The organism is Clostridium sp. BIOML-A1 (assembly GCF_009874105.1).
Lineage (GTDB): Bacteria > Bacillota > Clostridia > Lachnospirales > Lachnospiraceae > Coprococcus.
In genome coordinates this window covers 73,936-95,046 of sequence record NZ_WWTL01000002.1, presented here as the reverse complement: position 1 = coordinate 95,046, position 21,111 = coordinate 73,936, and the positions used below count along the sequence as shown (strand labels likewise).

The window sequence follows — 21,111 nt, the reverse complement described above, 5'->3', positions numbered from 1 at the left end:
GTTTCAGACAGGGATTTTACTGATAAATGCAAAAAAATCATAGAAAGGAAATCAGAATGAAAAAAAACAGTATATTTGCAATCGTAAGTGTATTCTTACTGATTGGTCTGGATCAGCTTGTAAAATTCCTGATCACAAGCCATATGGCGTTATCCGATACAATACCAGTCATAAAAAATGTATTTCACATCACCTATATCCAGAATCGTGGAGCAGCATGGGGTAGTTTACAGGGAAAACGTATCTTGCTATTAGCTGTTACACTGCTTGTACTGATATTCCTCGTATACTTTTATATTAAAATGTTAAAGATGGATAAATATAAAGATCTCAGGATCCTGTTTTTATTTGTATTTTCGGGCGCAGTTGGCAATATGATCGATCGCATCCGCCTTGGTTACGTTATAGATATGTTTGATTTCCGTCTGATTAATTTTCCTGTCTTTAATGTTGCCGATATCTATGTAACTTGTAGTATGATCATTCTGCTTATCCTTATCTTGTTTAAATATAAGGATAATGAACTGGAAGATCTGTTTGGAAGGTCTAAAAAGGGCTCTGATCAAGAATAAATATATGGAAACTTATAATATAGAAGCAGATGAAAACTGGACAGATAAGCGAGTTGACAAGGCCTTAGCCGATTATTTTGACAATTATTCACGCTCTTTTCTGAAAAAGCTGTTAGATGATGGGAATATACTGGTGAATGATAAAAAAGCAAAACCAAGTCTGAAAATCGCGTCCGGTGACAGAATAGACATTACGATTCCGAGTATTGCATCCGTTGAGATTGAACCGGAGAATATTCCACTTGATATCGTATATGAAGATGAGGATATTATTATTGTAAATAAACCAAAGGGAATGGTTGTTCATCCGGCTCCCGGGCATTATTCCGGTACACTTGTGAATGGCTTAATGTATCATTTTAAAGATTCTCTGTCAGGGATCAACGGAGAACTTCGCCCCGGTATTGTCCATCGAATAGATATGGATACAACCGGGCTCCTTGTTGTCTGTAAAAATGATGCTGCTCATAATTTTCTGTCAGAACAGCTTGCTGTCCATTCAATCACAAGAAAATATTATGCAATCTGTTTTAATTATTTTACAGAAGATGAAGGTATCGTTGATCTGCCTATCGGAAGACATCCGACAGATCGAAAAAAAATGGCAGTCAACTATAAAAATGGTAGAAATGCAGTAACTCACTATAAAGTTCTGAAAAAGCTAAAAAACAATTTCTGCCTGATTGAATGTCAGTTAGAGACAGGAAGAACGCATCAGATTCGTGTTCATATGTCATATATTAAGCATCCGTTGTTAGGAGATGCCATATATGGACCTAAAAATCAGCCATATCATCTGCAGGGACAGACACTTCATGCCGGTGTACTTGGTTTTATTCATCCATCCACAAAAGAATATGTAGAATTTTCAAGTGAACTTCCTGAGTATTTCCAAAAGTTGTTAAAACAGTTAGAGCTTTAAATGTCTGAGGATAGTAAAATCTCATTCCTAAAAAGATATTCGTTTGAATATTCTTCCATTAATTTATTAAATTCGTTTTATATTATTTTTAGATATAAAACGAATTTTTTGATTTACATTTTTTTGTGGAAATGTTATAATTTTTATTATAAAAAATAAACAATTTTATGGTTTTTATACAGAAAACCGTAGTTTGTTTTTTACAGCAAATAAAAATCATACTTGCAAAGGGGGCTTTTATTATGGCTTGCAATAAAATTATAACAATAGGACGACAGTTTGGAAGCGGCGGAAGAGAAGTTGGACAGAAACTTGCTGAAAAACTTGGTATTCCGTTTTATGATAAGGAACTTTTAAAGATCGCAGCAAGAGACAGTGGTATCTGCGAAGAATTATTTGAGAACTTTGACGAGAAACCAACAAACAGTTTTCTCTATACATTAGTTATGGATCCATATTCATTAGGATTCGGAACATCCGGTGAATTGCCATTAAATCATAAAGTTTTTCTGGCTGCATTTGACACTATCAAATCTATTGCTGAAAAAGATGGTACCTGTGTATTTGTAGGTCGTTGTGCAGATTATGCCTTAAGAGATTATTCTAACGTTGTAAATGCATTTATATATGCAGATATTGATGATCGTATAAAACGTATTGCAAAGAAATACGAACTTACAGATGCGAAAGCAAAGGATTTGATCCGCAAAGAAGACAAATCAAGAGCATCCTATTACAATTATTACACGTCCAAGCGTTGGGGTGAGATGAAAGGCTATGACATCTGCCTGAATTCCAGCCAGTTTGGAATTGATAATTGTGTAGATATGTTATACGATGCCGTTACAAAGTATTAGACCATGATATAATGAACGCAAAATTATTTGCTCGCAAGGATGCTGATTTTGCGAAATGCATAGAATGTGCGAAGCACATGATATAATGATGAAAAATCGCTTGCTTGCAAGGGACGATTTTTCGAATGCATTGAGTGAGTTATGCTCACGATATTACATAATGAAAAAATGCGCTGAGAGATATTTCCCGGCGCATTTTTCATATCATATACTTAATATTATTCTTTTATTAATTTTCAAAGAATGTTCTTTATTCTAATAACGTTTATACTTTATTGCATAGGGGAGTTACAACTGATTTAATCATCACGTTTTTCTCGTAATTGAACACGATTCCTGGCACTTCGCCGCCTGTCCTCATCCATATCTGCATAATGTTTTCTTGTTGTATTTACATCGCTGTGACCAAGAACATCCGCAACCAGATAAATATCACCGGTTTCTCGGTACAATTCTGTGCCATAGGTACTTCTTAATTTATGCGGAGTAATATGCTTCAAAGGGATAACGCCTTCTGAATATTTTTTTACCAGCATTTCAACAGATCGAACAGACATTCGTTTTTTTTGGCTGGAGAGGAAGAGAGCATTTTCATATCCTGATACCGGCTCTATATGTTTGCGTTCCTCAAGATAATCTGTTAATGCGTCTGTAACTTCATCACCAAAATAAACATAAGATTCATAACCGCCTTTTCTGGTAACTTTTACGCGGCTGTTATTAAAATCCACATCTTTAAGATCGATTCCAACACATTCAGATACACGGATACCTGTTCCAAGCATGAGCGTCAAAATTGCAAGATCACGAACCTTTGTCTTTGCATGATATGCCTGTTGGTGTTTGGTTAAATGATCACCATATTCAACAGCATCTAAGAAATCTGCGACCTCATTTGTATCCAGTCTGGTTATTGTCTTACCATGAATCTTTGGCATATCCACTTTTTCAGCCGGATTTGACTTTATACGGTCGTTTTTATACAAATATGCATAGAATACCCTTAATGCAGATAATTTACGTTTAATAGCCCGTTCAGCGTTCGTATAGACCTTTCCATCCTTTTCATAATACTTAAGATATTCCAGATATTCTTCAATATCTTCAGCTTCGAGGGCTGATATATCCTCCAATGTGATATCAATCGGTTTTCGTCCTCGAAACTGTGGGCATTCGCTGCATAAAAAGTTATAAAATGTTTTTATATCTCTGGCATATCCAAGCCGTGTTCTGGATGAAGTTCGATTTTCAATCCCACGAAAAACAATCTTAACATATGAAGGAAGCTCTGCTAGAATATTTCGTAGAAGAATTGTATTTTTTATATTGATGTCATTTGTATATTCGTTTGCCATTTGGAATTACCTTTTTCCTTTCTACTAACAATATATTTATATATTATTTATTGATTCCGTGTATGTTTTTATATATAATATCTGTTAAATGTATATCAAAAATTGATGTAATTGCAGAATATCATTTAAATGTGGTGTATATTTAATTATGTTTTTTCGTAAAACCTGAGTTTTGCGAAAAGTTATATCTGCTAAATTAGTTATATCACACTCTGCCTCTGAGTGCAATTGTCTATTTAACTAAATTTGGGACAATAAATAAACCAAATTTAGGACAATCCCCTTTTTATATGAATTTAGAATACTTTGTCCCAAATTCCACTTTAATAATTAAACCTAAATTCAGGACAATGTAGAATATTAAACTCAAAGTCCGGACAAAGTAGAATATTTTGAAAAAATATTAAACTCAAATTCGGGACAATGTAGAATATTAAACTCAAAGTCCGGACAAAGTAGAATATTTTGAGAAAATATTAAACTTAAATTCGGGACAATGTAGAATATTTAACCTAAAGTTGGGACAATGTACGCTTAATTATTTCGTTAAATTGAAGCAATTAATATTCCTTACTTTTATTATATCTAAGGATTTTATAATAATCATCCTTTTCACAATGACATATATAATATTCAGGCAACACCAATCCCATATCAATATTATAAGCTACAACTTTTTTATTTACCAGCACTTTATTAAATGCCTGTGTATACATATAATCATACTGATCGTTCAATATTGCCAATATAATTTGAACCATCGTACAATCATTTATTCCTATGCAATTTTGGGGAATATCATCTATTATGGATAATAGATTTATTTCCTTGTTTCTTTTTCTGAGTCCATTTAAACTACTGGTTGGATGCATTACCCAATATGAATTAAATGTGTCAGCAAGATGCCAGGTTCCTAATACTGCAGCAATAAAGCTCCCACATATAAGTTCTTTATCTTCTACACTTATATATAATTCAGGATCCTTTAGTATTGGCATATTGTTTTCCTTGTCTTTAATATACTTATCCATGCCTGATGCTCTTATGGCCTCTCTGAATTTATAGTATAAAAACAAATTCACATAATGACTATATCCTTTAAAATGAGAATTACTTACTAATGCGGATATATCACTGGTTCTAAATCTATTTCCTTGTGATTCATATACCAGGGAATGACACATCTTCTGTTCCACTATAAACCAGTTTAAAAATCTTTCGTTAAACTCAAACAGCGAATTTTTATAAACTGGTATTTTAAATTCTCTATCTGCCGTGTTATCGTCTTTAAAAGGTTTTTCGATGTTTATATAATTTATATTTTCCTGTTTTTTCTTTGCAATCGGAATAAAAATATCATATTTCTCTCTGCGTAGGCTAAAAACATTATTCTTGAACTTTCTCTCACATGGCAATATTGCATTGCGAACATTCATATCAGCATCTTTACCATCTGAATATCTAATAGAACGTAGATCAAATGAAATATTACTATGTATCAATGGCTGCTTATGAAAAACACAACAATCCATATTTACAATATTATGATACATCGAGTGATAATTTTCTGACATACATTTGGGACAATACACAAATTGCCGTTCTATAATTGTTCGGTTTAATTCTTCATTATTTGTGTTAAAGATCTTTAAGGTATCGAAATAATTATCCGGTAACAAAATATCAAATAAAGGCTTTAATTTTTGCTTTTCTAATGTAATATTGCAACCACACATCAAATACCCATTAAAGAGCCCGGAATTTGTTTGATTTAGTTCTAATTTATTTAATAGGTCAATGGCATTAATTACATTGATTTTACAAAAATTTCTTATTACGCTAAAAATAGATTCATATGGTCGAACCCATTCTTTTCTCCATAAATACCAATGTAATTTATCCCTATTATCTTCTATGCTTTTTCTTGTGTTCGTATTCATCGTCAGATTCACCATACCCGGAAAATTCAATACTTTCGATAAGTTCTTCCAATGTTGGAAAAACTACCGGAGTTATACTATCAATTCCAAATAGATCCAGACAGATATTAAAACTGTCAATTAAATATTTCATTGGAATATCTTCTGCCATTATATTATATTTGGCTTTTACACTTTGAAACGCATTCCAGTAATCATCCGCCAAATTGAAAAAACTTTGATTCTTATGTGCATTAGGGAAATAGTATTCCTTTATTGTTTCTTGTAATTCAAGCCGGTTAGAATTTACCATATGTAATGAATCAAATGCAGATAGGCAAAAAGCCAATTCAGATTTATTATTTATTCCCATAAACTGTTTTTCGTAAATCATAAAGCGCCCTACTATTTGATCTTTTCCGCGGAGCTTAAATTCGTTTTTCAGATCTTTTAATTCCCTGGTACCAAATAAAAAACATACTAGCTGAACATCTTTATTATTTAGATTATTATATAAATCCATAAGCCATGAAAAATCTTTATCACAAAGTTTCCAAGCTTCATCAATCATAAATATAATCTTTCTATGCGGTGTATCACACGCCATAGTTTCAAGTATATTCAACAGTTTTTCTTTAAGCACTAATGCAGTATTCATTCTATATGCCAAATTTATAGAATACCCCAGAGCTAATAATATTGAAGCATAAAAATTTCTCTCAGTATCAGCATGATCTGTTATATTCCATATCAACACAGGAAAATTATCACCAAATTTTTTATGAATACCATCTGTTATATATTGAACAGCATAGGTTTTGCCAAGCCTTGGTCTCCCCCATATACATGCCCCAGTCGCTCCAATCCGGACCCATGTATAAATGATTTTTTCTAGTTCAAGAATATTCTTGGTTGGAATGATAAAATTAATGGATGAAATATATCTCAATGTCATATTAGAAATATTTTCGTATGAGTCTCCATTTTGGACTTCTATTTTGATATTATTCATAACTACCCTCTCCTTACGATCCAAACATTATTTTATATAAGGCATATGCATCAAGATCCTTTATATCTTCATATTTTAAATCTTTAGCATTTTGTACTTCGGGTTTTAACTTGCTAATATCAGTTGAAACATTTTCTTGCTGCTTTGCTACAGATGGAATGTCTTTACCCTGTTCCCTTCGTACAATATCTGCTTTCGTGGCAGATCTTCTGTCCTTTTTTCCTTTATCATATAAAGATTGTTCATAAGCTGTGATAGGCGTATCAAATTCAAGTTTTTCCCGTCCTCTTTCACGGGCAAATTTTTTTACATTTTTTCTTGTCTTTACCGAATGAGATTTTGTTCCAAATTCCCCTCTTGCTATAAGTGTTCCAATATATAATCCGTTTTTTGTATATGCTTCCACAGACGATATATCTCTCGGATTATATATAATTGTAATAGTCTGGCCAATATATGTTCCTGTCAATGATAATTCGTTACTTCTATACTCGCTTCCCAGAAAATTTATGTATGCACGTTTTCCATTTTTCCCTCCAACTACTTTTCTGGTAGTCGTTCTATAATCAAGCTGTTCTATAGCTTTTATCATTGAAGCATCCGCAAGTGTTGGACTCATACCAGCTTCAAAAATTTTCTTTCTCATAGATTCGAGAGGAGTAAGATTATCTAGTCCACCATGAGGAGTATTGTTATATTCAGCTATTAAAACCTCAAGTAATTCTAATATCTCATCATAGGTTATATCGTATTTAACGGCAGCCTTTTCCGGTTCTCTCCTCTTTAAATCTCTTATATTAGATCCTGTTGTAGATGGTAATTTATGAAATCCTCTCGTTTCCAATCCACCAAAAAAACGCTCTATAATCCCTCTTGTTTCTGGAGTTGCTACCGATCCAAAATTTATAGAACATTTAAGTTCATCAACAATTTTATTTACGGTATGTCCGGCTAAATGCGATTTTGCGTTATCCAGCATCAGAGTATCAAACAATACATATCTAAGCTCTGGAAAAGCCAGAGAATAATATCCTCCATTTTCGGGATATCTAAAACCTTTTGTTGTAAATGCCATTCTTTCACGAGGAACGATGGCGTTTTTTATTGCCTCAATCACATCATACTGATTGTAATTAAATTCCTGGGATACAGAAAATCCCAATATACATCTTGTGGCAACATCTATTACTGCAAATAGCCACGCTCTTGTGGCAACAATTTTACTTATAGTTCCATCTGTATTATATATTTCAACATTGTATTGGATGTCCATAATATGTCCATCCACCTGAACAACAGAAAAAGGAATCAAAGCGTTATGAGTATATCTTTTGCCAATACCTGTAGAATGAAGCTTCTGTCTGTTATCTTTCGATTCCCGTTCTGCTTGTTTACTGATATTTTCCTTCTGCAATGTCTTTACATATTTGCAAAGAGATACATACCCTTTCGTTGATGTATTGAATGGATATTCATGTTGCTGAATACCCAGTTTCAAACACTCTGATAAAAATTTATTATGTAATGTTTTGAAATTCATATTTTTTTCTAGGGTATATTTTTTATCTCCAAAGAAATTGCCTGCGATAAAGTCTTTAAGTGTTGGATATGTCTTAATCAATTTAGAAAAATTGCCAGATTCTTTTTGGGGCTTCGGAGTTATTCTAGTGTAAGGAATAAGCCCCTGATATCCAATAAATCCTTCATCTTCCATAGTTATACATTTCAAGATAAATTCTGTAATATGATTATGTCCAATACCTGTTCTATCCAAAATAGTCTGGGTTGAATATCCATCAATATACATATCAACGGCCTTTTTACGTTTTATATATATTTCCCGATATTTTTCTGGTATCACTTCTGATGGTATATCATTCCAGTTTTCTCGAATACTTCTCAATTCATTAATATCAAATCTTTTTTCTGCCATTAAAAATCACCTCAGTTCTATTACTTATACATTCATTGTGGATATCTGATAAATCAATAATTCCTCTATAATACAGATCAGCAAGATAATCCATCGTTCTACCATATTCAAAACGTCCGCTACTTACAAGGAAGCCTATAGTCGTTTTATTTACAAGTGAAAGATAATTTATTATTGCCTCATCCGCTGTATCTGAATTAATATGAAACCGTCTTGCTTTTGCAGCTAAGTATGCTAAATTTCTTATATAAAATTTTCCATCTTCAATTTCTTTGTCTGTACGAAGGTTATAATCAAATCCATTTTGCATACACCATATCTTTTGAGCTACAAGTTGATTCCGACTTCGCTCACCTTTAGAGTTATCAGAATCAATTTCTTCCTGATATTTCACCTCTTGAAATTCTTCTCTCCCATCTCTATAAACCACATAAACATCAAAAATGGTATTTATTTCTTTATCACCAATAAATACGGTTGCTTTATAAGGTTGTTCACAAAAAAATTCAATATGATGGCTCATTTCCAGTATAAGCAGATTTTCATATTCTAAATTTGAATAGGCAGTAACTCTCCGATGAAGTTTTCTGGATTCAAACATCCAATAATTACTACCATAATGGGTTGCCCGTGGCATCTCTAACGGCTCAGAAAATTTATATTTCATAGTCGTAATCCTCCTTATTTAATAATTTAAAAAGATTAGACCACATATACTTTCCATGAATATTAACTGTACAATTACAGGGGAATTTCGTAGAAAAACGATTGACATTGTAACACTAATATGTAATAATAAATAGCAGATAATTATTACATATAATTTATGTCATAAAAAAGTAACGACAAGGCAGACTATGCCTTTTAGTTAATATCATTTAAGGAGAACAGCGCAACCGGCCAAAGTTTAGCTGTTCTTTTTATATGGTTTAATTTGTTTAATTCTACATGAATATACAAAAAAATGCAATAAAAAAAGACAGAAATATGTATTACCATATCTCTGTCTTTAAGTTGCAATAAATATTCACCTTATCTGAGATCGTGAACTGCTTCTGGTGTAAGCCCTGTTGCAGAAGCTATCTGTTCATCTGTAAGACCTTGTTTGATAAGATTATTTACAATACCAATAATCCGTTCATCTGCATATAATTTTGCAAGTTCCTCAACACTATTACACACACTACCAGCCCCTTTCTCATCATCCTTATAATACTTAATTGCTTCACTGAGTTTCGGAAATTTTGCACTGCTAAAAGTATCTCTTTTTTCAAACAACGCCAACAGTTCAGATTGATCTGTTCCATCATTTATGACTGTATTTGCATAAATGGTTTTTGCGCCATCATCAAGCGGCTGATATATACCATTTACCAGTTGACACATTTCAGCACAGGTTATTGCCTGACCGTTCTTTAATGCATCATATCCTGTGATATATATAACGATTACATCCGGAATATCCTTGAATTTGGTTCCCTTTGGTGTAACCTTCGCTGTAATAATAGATTGATGGAATCGGCATCGGCGAATATCATCATTACCAGAATCTTTCTGGACTTCCACATTCACATACCGTCCATCTTTGAGCTTGCATAATGCATCCAGGGTAACACCTCTGAATAAATTGGATATTACTTTCTGTGTGCTGCACTCAATTACAACCAGATCCTTTTCATCTAGTAGGGTTCTGAGAATTTCTTCAACAACATCTTTTCTCTCTCCGATCAGGCGAAAAAAGACATCATCCATCAACCTCAATCCCCTTGCCGTTTCCAAAACTTCCTTCCTAAAATCTTCCATGTTTTCCTCCTTCGTTTATTACAAAAGCCAAACCGTAATAAAAGCAAAGAAGGGAAACCCTAACAATGCCTTTGCCCGTTTTGGCATTGTTGCCATCATTCCACTCCTGTCTGTATAACTCCGTATTTCGGATGATTAATTATATATTAATTATACCATAATTAATAGAACATATGAATAGTTTCCGTTACACTATTTTAAATACCTTAAATATATGATATACTTCTACTTTGTCCGGACTTTGGTTTAATTTTTCTACTTTGTCCCAAATTCACTTAAATGAATCTACATTGTCCGGACTTTGAGTTTATTTATTTAAGTTAAATTCAGGACAAAAAAATTGGACAAACAGAAAATAACCTATATTCTTGATATTATTATCTTCTGCTTTGTCCCAAAATTAGTTTAATCGACAGCAATTCTTTCATCAATATTTTCTTGAAACCAATTTCTTTTATAAGTATAATATACACGGTTATGAAACAAATCTTTTCATTTTGAGGTAATTATATGAAATTACAAAAGTTATTAAGTTATACAAGACGTGCCATCGATTCATATGAAATGATCGATAATGGTGATAAAATTGCAGTTGGTATTTCCGGTGGTAAGGACAGCCTGACTTTACTCTATGCTCTGGCTGAATTACGACGATTCTATCCAAAAAAATTTGATCTGATCGCTATTACAGTTAATCTCGGCTTTGATAATTTTGATACTGCAAAGATCGAACAATTATGTAAAGGACTGGATGTCCCTTATTATATTGTAGATACAGAAATATATGATATTGTATTCAATGTCCGAAAAGAGAAAAATCCATGTTCTTTATGCGCTAAAATGCGAAAAGGCGCATTAAATCAGAAATTAAATGATCTTGGATGTAACAAGATTGCTTATGCGCATCATAAGGATGATTTTATTGAAACCTTCCTTATGTCATTATTATATGAAGGCAGAATCCATACATTCTCACCTAAAACATATCTGGATAAAAGTGAATTGATGGTTATTCGCCCTCTTATGTATATAAACGAAGGTGAAATTATCTCTTTTAAAAATGATATGCAGCTTCCTGTTATCAAGAGCCCTTGTCCTGCCGATGGATATACGAAACGTGAATATGCAAAACAAACTCTGGCGAAGTTGGAAAAGGAAACTCCCGGCTGCAAGCAGCGGATTTTTTCCGCTATCGAACGGGGAACTCCGGATGGCTGGCCTGTAAAGATCGACAATCCAAGACTTTACAATAAAGATGCCAAATGAGCACATTCTATTATGTAATTCGATAATTATGATTCTTTATACCACGAATTCTGTGTATTATAAATATATATAGTTATATTTTGAATAAAAAAGTATCTGTTTTTATCCTCTTATAAGGCAAATCTGTTTTAAACAGATAAACCATATAACATTTTATAACAGATACTTTTTATTATTTATTCGTAATCATTTACTTTATAATATGGAATCAGTAAATTAGTTCCATCTACGATGACATCTGTATTCAGATTATTCATCGCAAGCACTTCATCGATATAAGCCTGTGTGGAAGCATACTCTTCTGTCTTATATTCATTTGCGATATCCCACAGGGTATCTCCTTCTTCTATGGTGATACATTTATAATATTTCTTACTTGCGTTCGACGCGCTGGTTGCTGGTGAATCCTTATGGGATATAAGGATATATAATACTGTAACCAGGATAATACCTGCTATAATGAAAATCTTTTTTGTACTGATAAATCTTACTACGTTCTTCATGTTCTCTTCCTCCTTAGAATTAAAATCTATATGTAATATAATCTTCTGAACAAATGTTTGAATAAATTATATCGAACAGTTGTTCATTTGTCAATATATTTCCGAACATTTGTATGGATTATTCGAAAATATATTCGTCATATCCCGATGACTTCTTTATAATACCAGTATGGATGAGTAAAAAAACGCACACAAGAAAGAGAACATTTGTTTGCAAAACGAACAATTATGTGCTACTATTATTCATATAAGTTTTTTTAATACATTTAGGAGGATTTACATATGGGAAAAGAAAAGCTCACGGATAAGCAAACTCAGATCCTTGAATATATACGTCATGAGATTCTTGCAAAGGGGTATCCGCCATCAATCAGAGAGATCTGTCAGGCTGTTGATCTGAAGTCAACTTCTTCTGTACACGCTCAGTTATCATCATTAGAGGCAAAGGGATATATCAGAAGGGATCTGACAAAGTCCCGTTCGATTGAGATCATAGACGATGATTTTTCACTGACAAAACGGGAACTGGTAAATATTCCTATAGTTGGAACGGTTTCCTGTGGTCAGCCGATCCTTGCAGAACAGAACATCGAAGACTACTTTCCTGTTCCACCGGAATATATTCATAATACGAATAACCAGACCTTTATGCTTCGTGTAAAGGGTGACAGTATGATCAATGTAGGTATTTATGAAAAGGATCTTGTAATTGTTGAGCAGTGCTCTTCTGCCAGAAATGGCGAAATCGTCGTTGCATTGATCGAGGATTCTGCAACAGTTAAGACCTTTTATAAAGAAAATGGTTATATTCGTTTACAGCCGGAAAATGATTATATGGACCCGATCATTGTTGAAAATTGTGAGATTCTCGGACGTGTGATCGGTCTGTTCCGTAATTTTATCTGATCTGATTTAGATAAGTGCTTTCCGGATAAAAACGATTAGTACAGAAATATATTTTGCACATCAAAAATGCACCTCAATATGACCGGCATAATAAATGCTGATCATTTCAGAGGTGCATTTTATTGATTTACAAACAGCTTCTTTGCATAATTATATAAGGCATTCTGCCATACTACCGTCTGATGACCGCCTGTGGTATCATAAAAGATATGTTCGATACCGCGTTTATGCATATAATCATCTAGCTGATAGGAATATTTACCGCATATCTCATCCGTTTTACCCGTAACGATCATAAGCAGGTTAAATGGTTCCGTATCTGTTGGCAGTTCCTGCATCAGGCATGGCATCCAGTCCGAACCATTTGCTGCTTCACATAGCCGTTTTAATTTTTTTGAATGCATTTTTATTCAGCAACCTTTTTCTGACTCAATCTTTTCTTAAATATATGATAATACACATTTAATTCAAAATTGTCTGTAGGAGCGTAATTTTTAGGAATTATGCTTAACAATTTTTCTTCGATATCCTTCGTTATTTCCGGATCCCTAATATCTGTTAAGCCGTTTACGCTCAGAAATTTGTCAATTTCAGATATTGCTTCCTGAATTTGCTGTAATTCAAGATAGTAATCAAAATTATATCTGGTCTGACTCTCCCATTCTGTTATTTGAATTGCATTTTTCTCCAACCACTCTGTTATTATACATGCCGATCCGTTATCCTTCGACATACGAATCAGTTTATTTAGCTGATGAGTTTCCGGCACTGTTACACCTTTACATTCCAAAAAGGCTTTTAATGTAAATTCCACACACTGTTGAAGTTTGTAAGCAGTATCATTAATAAATAGTTCATCCCAACTAAAACATTTTAATGCTTCTTTTGCTGATATAAAATGATGTCGTGCCATTCTGAAATATCGAATATCACACATACTATCCCCTCCTGTAAACTAATACACCATGCTCCCATAAAATCTTTTTTAAACGTTCACCAATATCAAACAAAATATCGACGTCACTATTTATTTCAAAAAAAACATTCGGCACTTTTTTACAACCATCATTTCGTATAACTACCATGTCTATATCACTTTTTGAGTTACAACGAAATTCAACCGAACTTCCAAATATAATTAACGCATCAAGTCCGTTATCCTCGGCACAGCTATTTACTAATTTCTGGATTTCTTTTTGCTTTAAAGGGTGAATCCGGTTACAATTCATAAAACTGATGCCATCTAGGATTTCAAAATCCCATAGATTAGGATTGTTCGCATTTATTAATTCTGCCAGATCTATATGATCATTCTGCATTTTATTCACCTCAAATTCACATCAGATATAATATTTAAACTATTCATATTATTTATAACAGAGATTCAGATATTTGCAAAAGGTCCAGACATTTATATAAGGTCCAGACATTTATATAAATTCTAATAATGGCTTTCAAAAATGAATTTTAGCTTTCGATAAAACTATTTAATCTTTAATATTCTTTCAATACATCCAAATAGAATGGAATGCATCCGAATAATTCAAATAGCTGCTTTCCATTTTATTTTATCAATATTCAGAAATACGCCTTTAATAATATACATTAAATCCAGCATAATTTCCATTTTTATCGTAAACATATCCATAATTATCTACATGACATGTTACATTGCCATTTTTATCATATGTTGAACCATATGCTCTTCCACTATTTAAAATATTATTTACAGGACCTGGATCATTGTATTTTTTTGCAGGAGTAACTTTTGTTACATCTTTTTTACCATTGGTAAACTTATAGCGTTTACCATCGCTTAATGTTACATATCCGGTACACAGGGCATATTGCTTTTTAGATTTATCCCACTTCTTAACAGTCTTTTTATTTGAATCATATAAATAAGACGCAGATTTTGAATTTTTATAAAAGAAATACTGCTGTCCTGATTTCTTATCTTTTTTCCATTTATTACTTTTTACAGAATATGCTGTTTTCTTACCTTTTTTAAAGTAATAATATTTACCATCACTTAATTTACAGACACCATTATATTTTTTAAAACTACCGTTTTTCCACTGATAAAGAGTCTTATTCTCCCATTTATAAGATGCCGTCGTTTTATTCTTATTAAAATAATACTGCACACCTGACTTTTTATACCAGCCGGCTTTATGGCTTATTTCCTTTGCAGTAACCTTTTGAGTTGTTTCATTAATTTTTATTTCCGAAATATCGCTGCCTTTTTTAACTGTAATTGCAGCAGCTTCAGCAGTATTCGTGTTTACAGAACAACATGTGATCATCACACATATAACAATTAATAAACTAACAGTTCTTTTAAATCCTCTCATAAAATCCCTCTCTCTTAATATACCTGTTTATCCGGCTGTCTCTCTGCGATCTCCTTGAATGCATCAAAGTTCTGCTTGAACAGCTCTACAACCTGTGGATCAAAATGCTTTCCGGACAGGCTTACGATCTCATTATACGTCTCTTCTACGGACCATCCGCGCTTGTAGTACCGTTCAGAGGTAAGTGCATCGAAAACGTCACATACCGCCATTAAACGGCTGATATAGGCAATCTCCTCACCTTTCATACCTAGATATCCTGTTCCGTCCCAGCGTTCATGATGCTCCTTTGCAATTGTTCTTGCAATCTGCATGATCTCACCCGGACAATGCTCCAGAAGTGCATCACCATAGAGAACATGACTTTTCATGATCGCAAATTCTTCATCTGTCAGTTTACCGGGCTTATCCAGGATCTCCTCACTGATCATAAGCTTTCCGATGTCATGCATCATGGCAGCCGTTGACAGCTTATCAACGTAATCATCATCAAAACCGGATGCCTTTCCGAGCACCCGCATGTAATCTGCTACACGTTTGATGTGTTCTCCTGTATATTTGGATTTACTCTCGGATAATTCAGCAAATGCAAATATCAGCTCTTTCTGATTGCTCTTTACTTCTTCTGCGTTATCAATTACAGAATTCAGCATCGTAGAGTTTCTGGATACGATGAAGTATGCAACGAGTGACAGGATCAGGATTGTGATCACACATGGAAATACCGACAAGACCATGCTGTCTGTATAGTCCATATAAATCGGCGCAACCATGAAATCACAGTATGTAAGATTGATAAAATCTGCAAGGATAACACCAACAGTAGACATCAGCGCGGTAAATACGACCAGCGTCTTATTATAATATAATGATGTCAGCAGAATCGGGAAGATCCAGACAACCAGTGCCATATGGGAAAATACAGAGCTCAATATCATACAGTTAAAAACTGCGATACATATGACTACATATTTGATCGCCTCATTCCTGTCATGCTTGAAAAAGTCAATAACAAGCGTCGGAATAAGCGAAAAAATACAGCAGAGAACCATACATATCGTAACCACCACAAGGTTACATTCTCTGCTGAAAAATGCGAATGCCCATAACGCAACTACCAGTGCAACAAAAAAACGCATACACTTCGCTGCTATATGATTGATCTTTATATAATTGTCTTTTAATAATCTGTTATCGTTCATACCTACCCCAAAAACATATCTATGAAAGTAAATCCTTTGTTACATCGGCTGCATCATTCCATATACGTTCGATATCATAGAATCTGCGTGCCTCATCCGAAAAGATATGAACAATTATATCATAATAATCTAACAAAATCCATCCTCCCTGTGAATATCCTTCCACACTTTTTAAGGAATATCCGGCTTTGTGCATTTCTTCTTCCACACTGTCACACATCGCCTGTACCTGATTCTTGTTTGTTCCGTCTGCAATAACAAAATAATCAGCTACAGCAGAGATCTTTTTAATATCAAGGATCTTAATATCAAAGGCTTTTTTATCATCCAGGGCTTTATAAACAATTGCTGCCATTTCCTGTGCTGTATTCATATATGACGCTCCTCCTGCTCTGTATATTGGTTTTAATATTGTATCCCATTCGTTTATTTATTGTTGCCTGTTTAAATATCGACTTCTTTCAGCTTATCCGCTACCGCCTGGTGAGCAACATAATAATTATAGGTATCGATCGACATCGGATCGGTATCATCCGTTGTAGTATCAAGATACGATAAAGTATTTTTCAGGATATGAACGATGCATTTGTCAATATCGGCAAATGCTTCCTTCCGGATCTCCTCGATCTCTTTTAATGGTTTCCGGTTCGGCTCGATATAATCTGCAACAAACAGGATCTTCTCAAGCATGTTCATTGCCGGTTTTCCTGTGGTATGACATGCGATCGCAGACAGAATATCAGGATCCTTTACGTCATATTTTTCCCTTGCATAAAATGCCCCAAGCTTGGCATGTAGGAGTTCAGGATTATTATATTCACATTCGCTGATTGGAAGATTATTCTTCGTACAACGCTCGATCTTTTCTTCTGGTGAAAGGCACTTTGCACAATCATGTAACAGTCCGGCAGTCATTGCTTTTTCTACATTTACACCATGTACCATAGCCAGACAGCCAGATACATATTCTACCCCTAATGAATGTTCAAATCTTCGATCTGTCAGTTTTTTCTGAAGTTTCTCTCTCATTTCCTGTCTGTTCATTGTTCTGCCCCTTCTCCTGTAAACTATTCCTGCACTATATTATACTGTTTTACCAATCTGCGTCAATTATTTGTCTGTTGAACAAGGATTTAATCAAGGTTTTCATCCGTCTGATATAGCCCATATTCCTTAATATAGCGGCATACTGCCATTGGTACGGCTCCTGATATATCCTGTCCGGTTTTAACAGCTTCCCGGATGCCGGACGATGACACATCAACCGGATGGATCTGCATCTGTCTGATATCCGCATCTGCATATATTTTCTTTAAATGCCGGATCTTAGCATCGACATCTTCCGCCTGGATCTGATCTCTTGTTGTAACGATCAATTTAGAGAGAGAAAGAATCCTGCCCGGCTCTCTCCAGCTGTCAAATGCAAGGATTGAATCCCCACCCATGATAAAATACCATTCCGTATCCGGATACTGTTCATGTAGCTGTGCCAGTGTATCAACGGTATAGGTAACTCCGCCACGCTGTAATTCCAGATCCGAACAACGAAGTCCGTCATGATCCTTTACTGCAAGTTCTACCATATGGAGTCTGTCTTCATTTGTAACCGATCTGTCCCACTTCTTGTATGCCGGGATATGATTCGGCATCAGCCAGATCTGATCCAGTGCAAACTGCTCCAGAGCCTGTTTTGCAAGCTCCAGATGGCCGTTATGAACCGGATTAAAGCTGCCGCCTAAAATTCCAATCTTCATATTCTGATCTTTCATATTATTTTGGAAGTTCAATCTTCTTATGCTCTTTGGATGGACGATAGAATACGATCTTACGGCCGATAACCTGAACAACTTCTGATTTGGTTCGTTCTGCGATCATGGCAGCCATTTCTCTCGGATCATCCAGACAATTCTTTAATACTGAGATCTTAACCAGCTCTCTTGCCTCTAACGCTTCATTTACAGACTGTGTAAATTCCGGTGTCAGGGAACTCTTACCGATGTTTAAGATTGGATCGATATTCATTGCCAGTCCTTTTAAATATGCTCTCTGCTTACTTGTCATAGTATACTCCTAACTTATATCCTGTAACCGGCAGGATCGCCTGCCGGTTTGTTATCACATTTATCTTTATTTATAATAGTCAAATTCCAGTCCATACATACGAACGGTATCACCTTCGCCGATTCCAAGTGCTTCCAGCTGGTCTAAGATACCATTTGTCTTTAAGAATTTCTGGAAGAACTCAAATCCTTTTTCTGATTCCAGATTCGTATATCCAAGCATACGTTCAATACGAGGTCCCTCGATCACATATACTTCATCTTCTTCATTGTAGCTTACCTCAAACGGAAGATCCGGGTTATCATGGAAGTCGAGATCAACCTCCGGTTCGAATTCAACCACATCATCCGGTGCATTCTTTACAAGGTCGTTGACATACCATAAAAGCTCGGAAATACCCTTGCCGGATACTGCTGAGATCGGGAATATCTTTACACCGTCTTTTTCAAATTCTTCTTTTAACATCTCGATCACGGTCTCATAACCAATCTCGTCTAAGGCATCGATCTTATTTGCCGCTATAACCGTTGGACGGCTTTCGATATCTTTATTATATTTTTTCAATTCTTCATTAATGATCTTTACATCATTCACCGGATCTCTGCCATCGATCGAAGCTGCGTCGACAATATGGATGATCACCTTTGTACGTTCGATATGACGCAGGAATTCCAGACCAAGTCCGACACCCTCTGCTGCACCTTCGATGATTCCCGGAATATCTGCAATAACAAATCCGTTATGCTCTCCGAGATCTACTACGCCAAGATTCGGTGTCAGTGTCGTAAAATGGTATTCTGCGATCTTTGGTCTTGCATTTGTAACTCTTGCAAGAAATGTTGATTTTCCTACGCTTGGGAAACCAACAAGACCGACATCTGCGATACACTTAAGTTCCAGATCAACGATCAATTCTTTTGCCGGCTGTCCCGGCTGTGCATACTTTGGAGCCTGCATGGTTGACGTAACATAATTACGGTTACCTCGTCCGCCTCGTCCACCCTTTAACAGTACGACCGGCTCTTTCTTATCTGCCATATCAAGGATCACTTTCCCTGTCTCAGAATCCTTAATGACAGTTCCAGGTGGAACTTTTAATACAACATCTGCACCATTTGCGCCATGACAGTTTCTCTTACCGCCCGGTTCGCCATCCTGTGCTCTGTACTTTGTTATATGTCTGAAATCAGTCAGGGTGTTCAAACCTTCATCTACTACAAAGATCACGTCTCCACCTTTGCCGCCATCTCCGCCATCCGGACCTCCGTCCGGCACGTATTTCTCCCGACGGAAGGATACATGTCCGTCTCCGCCTTTTCCTGCTCTGATAAATATTCTGGCTCTGTCTGCAAACATTGCTTTCCTCCTTTATACATACATCCGTATGTAAAGAAAAAGCCGGAATAAACTATATTTACTCCGGCTAATAACATGCATAAACTAAGTAATATTACTCATTTACTACAGGGTAAATAGAAACCTGCTTCTTATCTCTACCCTTTCTCTCAAATCTAACGATACCATCAGCTGTAGCGAATAATGTATCATCTCCGCCGATACCAACGTTAAGACCTGGATGAATCTTTGTTCCACGCTGTCTGTAAAGGATGTTTCCAGCCTTAACGAACTGACCGTCAGCGCGCTTAGCTCCTAATCTCTTAGACTCGGAATCTCTGCCGTTCTTAGTAGAACCAACACCTTTTTTATGAGCAAAAAACTGAAGTTCCATCTTCATCATTTCAATTACACCTCCTTAAAGGTTATACAAACAAAATCACTATAGGATTCACTGATATCCGTAATACCTGTCTCAAACACTCCCATGATCAGTAAGGCATCATGTCCCGGCTGTTCATCAAACAGAAACTTCATATCTCCGTTTTTCTGATCGCTGTCTACATGAAATGCTTCCTCACAAAAGCTTTCAACAGAATTCACAACTGTGATCGCAAGTGCCGATACAGCACTGCATACGATATCAGATCCTGAATCTGCATATCCTGCATGACCGGATAAATAAAATCCCATCGTGTCTGAATTAGCATTTTTATAAATGGTTACCTTTATCATAACAGATTATGCGTTGATTGACTTGATCTCAACCTGTGTATAAGCCTGTCTGTGACCATTCTTCTTATGATAGCCAGTCTTTCTCTTGTACTTGTAAACAACTACCTTCTTAGCCTTGCCATCACCAATTACAGATGCTGTAACGGTTGCGTTTGCAACTGCATCACCACATTTAACGTCTGAATCAGTACTTACTAAAATAACGTCGTCAAATGTTACTTCGCTGCCAGCTTCTGCTCCAAGCTTCTCAACTCTGATTACGTCTCCTTCAGCTACCTTGTACTGCTTACCGCCTGTTGCTATAATTGCGTACATAGGGTTTACCTCCTTAATCAAACTCGCCAGTTGTGGTGTCGCATAAAAATATGCAAACTTA

General features: G+C 35.2%; 25 protein-coding genes. 5 read left to right on the top strand and 20 right to left on the bottom strand.

Annotated elements, in window-relative coordinates; genetic code table 11:
- Positions 1-56 precede the first annotated feature (56 nt).
- From lspA to GT641_RS01965, 3 genes are all read left to right on the top strand, one after another.
- Positions 57-572, top strand: a complete 516-nt coding sequence (lspA, locus tag GT641_RS01975; protein WP_119963313.1) for a signal peptidase II — start codon at positions 57-59, stop codon at positions 570-572.
- A 4-nt stretch (positions 573-576) separates the two neighbouring features.
- Complete coding sequence (locus tag GT641_RS01970; RefSeq protein ID WP_161116768.1) at positions 577-1,494, top strand: RluA family pseudouridine synthase; 918 nt, start codon at positions 577-579, stop codon at positions 1,492-1,494.
- A 242-nt stretch (positions 1,495-1,736) separates the two neighbouring features.
- Positions 1,737-2,351, top strand: a complete 615-nt coding sequence (locus GT641_RS01965) for a cytidylate kinase-like family protein (protein WP_044944971.1) — start codon at positions 1,737-1,739, stop codon at positions 2,349-2,351.
- A 299-nt stretch (positions 2,352-2,650) separates the two neighbouring features.
- Here GT641_RS01965 and GT641_RS01960 read toward each other — a convergent pair whose 3' ends face one another.
- The 6 genes from GT641_RS01960 to GT641_RS01935 all read right to left on the bottom strand — a co-directional run bounded on the left by GT641_RS01960 (position 2,651) and on the right by GT641_RS01935 (position 10,373).
- Positions 2,651-3,706: a tyrosine-type recombinase/integrase gene (locus GT641_RS01960; protein WP_008400858.1), complete on the bottom strand. Its 1,056-nt coding sequence runs from the start codon at positions 3,704-3,706 to the stop codon at positions 2,651-2,653.
- 560 nt (positions 3,707-4,266) lie between these two features.
- Positions 4,267-5,646, bottom strand: a complete 1,380-nt coding sequence (locus GT641_RS01955; RefSeq protein WP_161116706.1) for a hypothetical protein — start codon at positions 5,644-5,646, stop codon at positions 4,267-4,269.
- The gene (locus GT641_RS01950) at positions 5,612-6,637 is read right to left on the bottom strand and encodes an ATP-binding protein (RefSeq protein ID WP_161116705.1); all 1,026 of its coding nucleotides are present in this window, start codon (positions 6,635-6,637) and stop codon (positions 5,612-5,614) included. Before GT641_RS01950 ends, GT641_RS01955 begins: the two co-directional genes overlap by 35 nt.
- Before the next feature lie 13 nt (positions 6,638-6,650).
- Positions 6,651-8,570: a Mu transposase C-terminal domain-containing protein gene (locus GT641_RS01945; protein WP_161116704.1), complete on the bottom strand. Its 1,920-nt coding sequence runs from the start codon at positions 8,568-8,570 to the stop codon at positions 6,651-6,653.
- Positions 8,551-9,237, bottom strand: a complete 687-nt coding sequence (locus GT641_RS01940) for a TnsA endonuclease N-terminal domain-containing protein (RefSeq protein WP_161116703.1) — start codon at positions 9,235-9,237, stop codon at positions 8,551-8,553. The genes GT641_RS01945 and GT641_RS01940 overlap by 20 nt, the downstream gene beginning before the upstream one ends.
- A 365-nt stretch (positions 9,238-9,602) precedes the next feature.
- Complete coding sequence (locus GT641_RS01935) at positions 9,603-10,373, bottom strand: PD-(D/E)XK nuclease family transposase (RefSeq protein ID WP_161116702.1); 771 nt, start codon at positions 10,371-10,373, stop codon at positions 9,603-9,605.
- Between the two features lie 510 nt (positions 10,374-10,883).
- Between GT641_RS01935 and GT641_RS01930 the strand changes: the two genes are divergently transcribed.
- Complete coding sequence (locus GT641_RS01930) at positions 10,884-11,639, top strand: ATP-binding protein (RefSeq protein ID WP_161116701.1); 756 nt, start codon at positions 10,884-10,886, stop codon at positions 11,637-11,639.
- 176 nt (positions 11,640-11,815) lie between these two features.
- On the opposite strand, the gene GT641_RS01925 is transcribed toward GT641_RS01930, so the two are convergent.
- The gene (locus tag GT641_RS01925; protein ID WP_008400861.1) at positions 11,816-12,142 is read right to left on the bottom strand and encodes a LysM peptidoglycan-binding domain-containing protein; all 327 of its coding nucleotides are present in this window, start codon (positions 12,140-12,142) and stop codon (positions 11,816-11,818) included.
- Positions 12,143-12,424: 282 nt separating this feature from the next.
- On the opposite strand from GT641_RS01925, the gene lexA reads away from it, so the two are divergent.
- Complete coding sequence (lexA, locus tag GT641_RS01920) at positions 12,425-13,048, top strand: transcriptional repressor LexA (RefSeq protein WP_161116700.1); 624 nt, start codon at positions 12,425-12,427, stop codon at positions 13,046-13,048.
- Positions 13,049-13,167: 119 nt separating this feature from the next.
- Here the strand turns inward: lexA and GT641_RS01915 are convergent, their stop codons facing one another.
- From GT641_RS01915 to rplU, 13 genes are all read right to left on the bottom strand, one after another.
- The gene (locus tag GT641_RS01915; protein WP_161116699.1) at positions 13,168-13,452 is read right to left on the bottom strand and encodes a hypothetical protein; all 285 of its coding nucleotides are present in this window, start codon (positions 13,450-13,452) and stop codon (positions 13,168-13,170) included.
- 2 nt (positions 13,453-13,454) lie between these two features.
- Complete coding sequence (locus tag GT641_RS01910; RefSeq protein WP_119963670.1) at positions 13,455-13,985, bottom strand: HEPN domain-containing protein; 531 nt, start codon at positions 13,983-13,985, stop codon at positions 13,455-13,457.
- Between the two features lies 1 nt (position 13,986).
- A complete protein-coding gene (locus GT641_RS01905) occupies positions 13,987-14,367 on the bottom strand; it encodes a hypothetical protein (RefSeq protein ID WP_161116698.1) in 381 nt (126 codons plus the stop codon).
- Between the two features lie 273 nt (positions 14,368-14,640).
- Positions 14,641-15,402, bottom strand: a complete 762-nt coding sequence (locus GT641_RS01900) for a hypothetical protein (RefSeq protein ID WP_161116697.1) — start codon at positions 15,400-15,402, stop codon at positions 14,641-14,643.
- Positions 15,403-15,416: 14 nt separating this feature from the next.
- A complete protein-coding gene (locus tag GT641_RS01895; protein ID WP_161116696.1) occupies positions 15,417-16,604 on the bottom strand; it encodes an HD-GYP domain-containing protein in 1,188 nt (395 codons plus the stop codon).
- A gap of 19 nt (positions 16,605-16,623) precedes the next feature.
- Positions 16,624-16,977 (bottom strand): ribosome silencing factor, encoded by a 354-nt coding sequence (rsfS, locus tag GT641_RS01890; protein WP_021943889.1) that lies wholly within the window; start codon positions 16,975-16,977, stop codon positions 16,624-16,626.
- Positions 16,978-17,048: 71 nt separating this feature from the next.
- Positions 17,049-17,648 carry a bis(5'-nucleosyl)-tetraphosphatase (symmetrical) YqeK gene (yqeK, locus tag GT641_RS01885; RefSeq protein WP_161116695.1) on the bottom strand — a complete coding sequence of 200 codons (600 nt, stop codon included), beginning with the start codon at positions 17,646-17,648 and terminating at the stop codon, positions 17,049-17,051.
- Positions 17,649-17,737: 89 nt separating this feature from the next.
- Positions 17,738-18,358: a nicotinate-nucleotide adenylyltransferase gene (nadD, locus tag GT641_RS01880; RefSeq protein WP_044945062.1), complete on the bottom strand. Its 621-nt coding sequence runs from the start codon at positions 18,356-18,358 to the stop codon at positions 17,738-17,740.
- 16 nt (positions 18,359-18,374) lie between these two features.
- Positions 18,375-18,665 carry a ribosome assembly RNA-binding protein YhbY gene (yhbY, locus tag GT641_RS01875; protein ID WP_008400872.1) on the bottom strand — a complete coding sequence of 97 codons (291 nt, stop codon included), beginning with the start codon at positions 18,663-18,665 and terminating at the stop codon, positions 18,375-18,377.
- A gap of 66 nt (positions 18,666-18,731) precedes the next feature.
- On the bottom strand, positions 18,732-20,021 hold the full coding sequence (gene obgE, locus GT641_RS01870; RefSeq protein ID WP_119963682.1) for a GTPase ObgE: 1,290 nt from the start codon (positions 20,019-20,021) through the stop codon (positions 18,732-18,734).
- 94 nt (positions 20,022-20,115) lie between these two features.
- A complete protein-coding gene (rpmA, locus tag GT641_RS01865; protein ID WP_004850948.1) occupies positions 20,116-20,403 on the bottom strand; it encodes a 50S ribosomal protein L27 in 288 nt (95 codons plus the stop codon).
- A gap of 5 nt (positions 20,404-20,408) precedes the next feature.
- Complete coding sequence (locus tag GT641_RS01860) at positions 20,409-20,735, bottom strand: ribosomal-processing cysteine protease Prp (protein WP_119963684.1); 327 nt, start codon at positions 20,733-20,735, stop codon at positions 20,409-20,411.
- Positions 20,736-20,741: 6 nt separating this feature from the next.
- On the bottom strand, positions 20,742-21,050 hold the full coding sequence (gene rplU / locus GT641_RS01855) for a 50S ribosomal protein L21 (RefSeq protein ID WP_008400876.1): 309 nt from the start codon (positions 21,048-21,050) through the stop codon (positions 20,742-20,744).
- Positions 21,051-21,111: the final 61 nt, after the last annotated feature.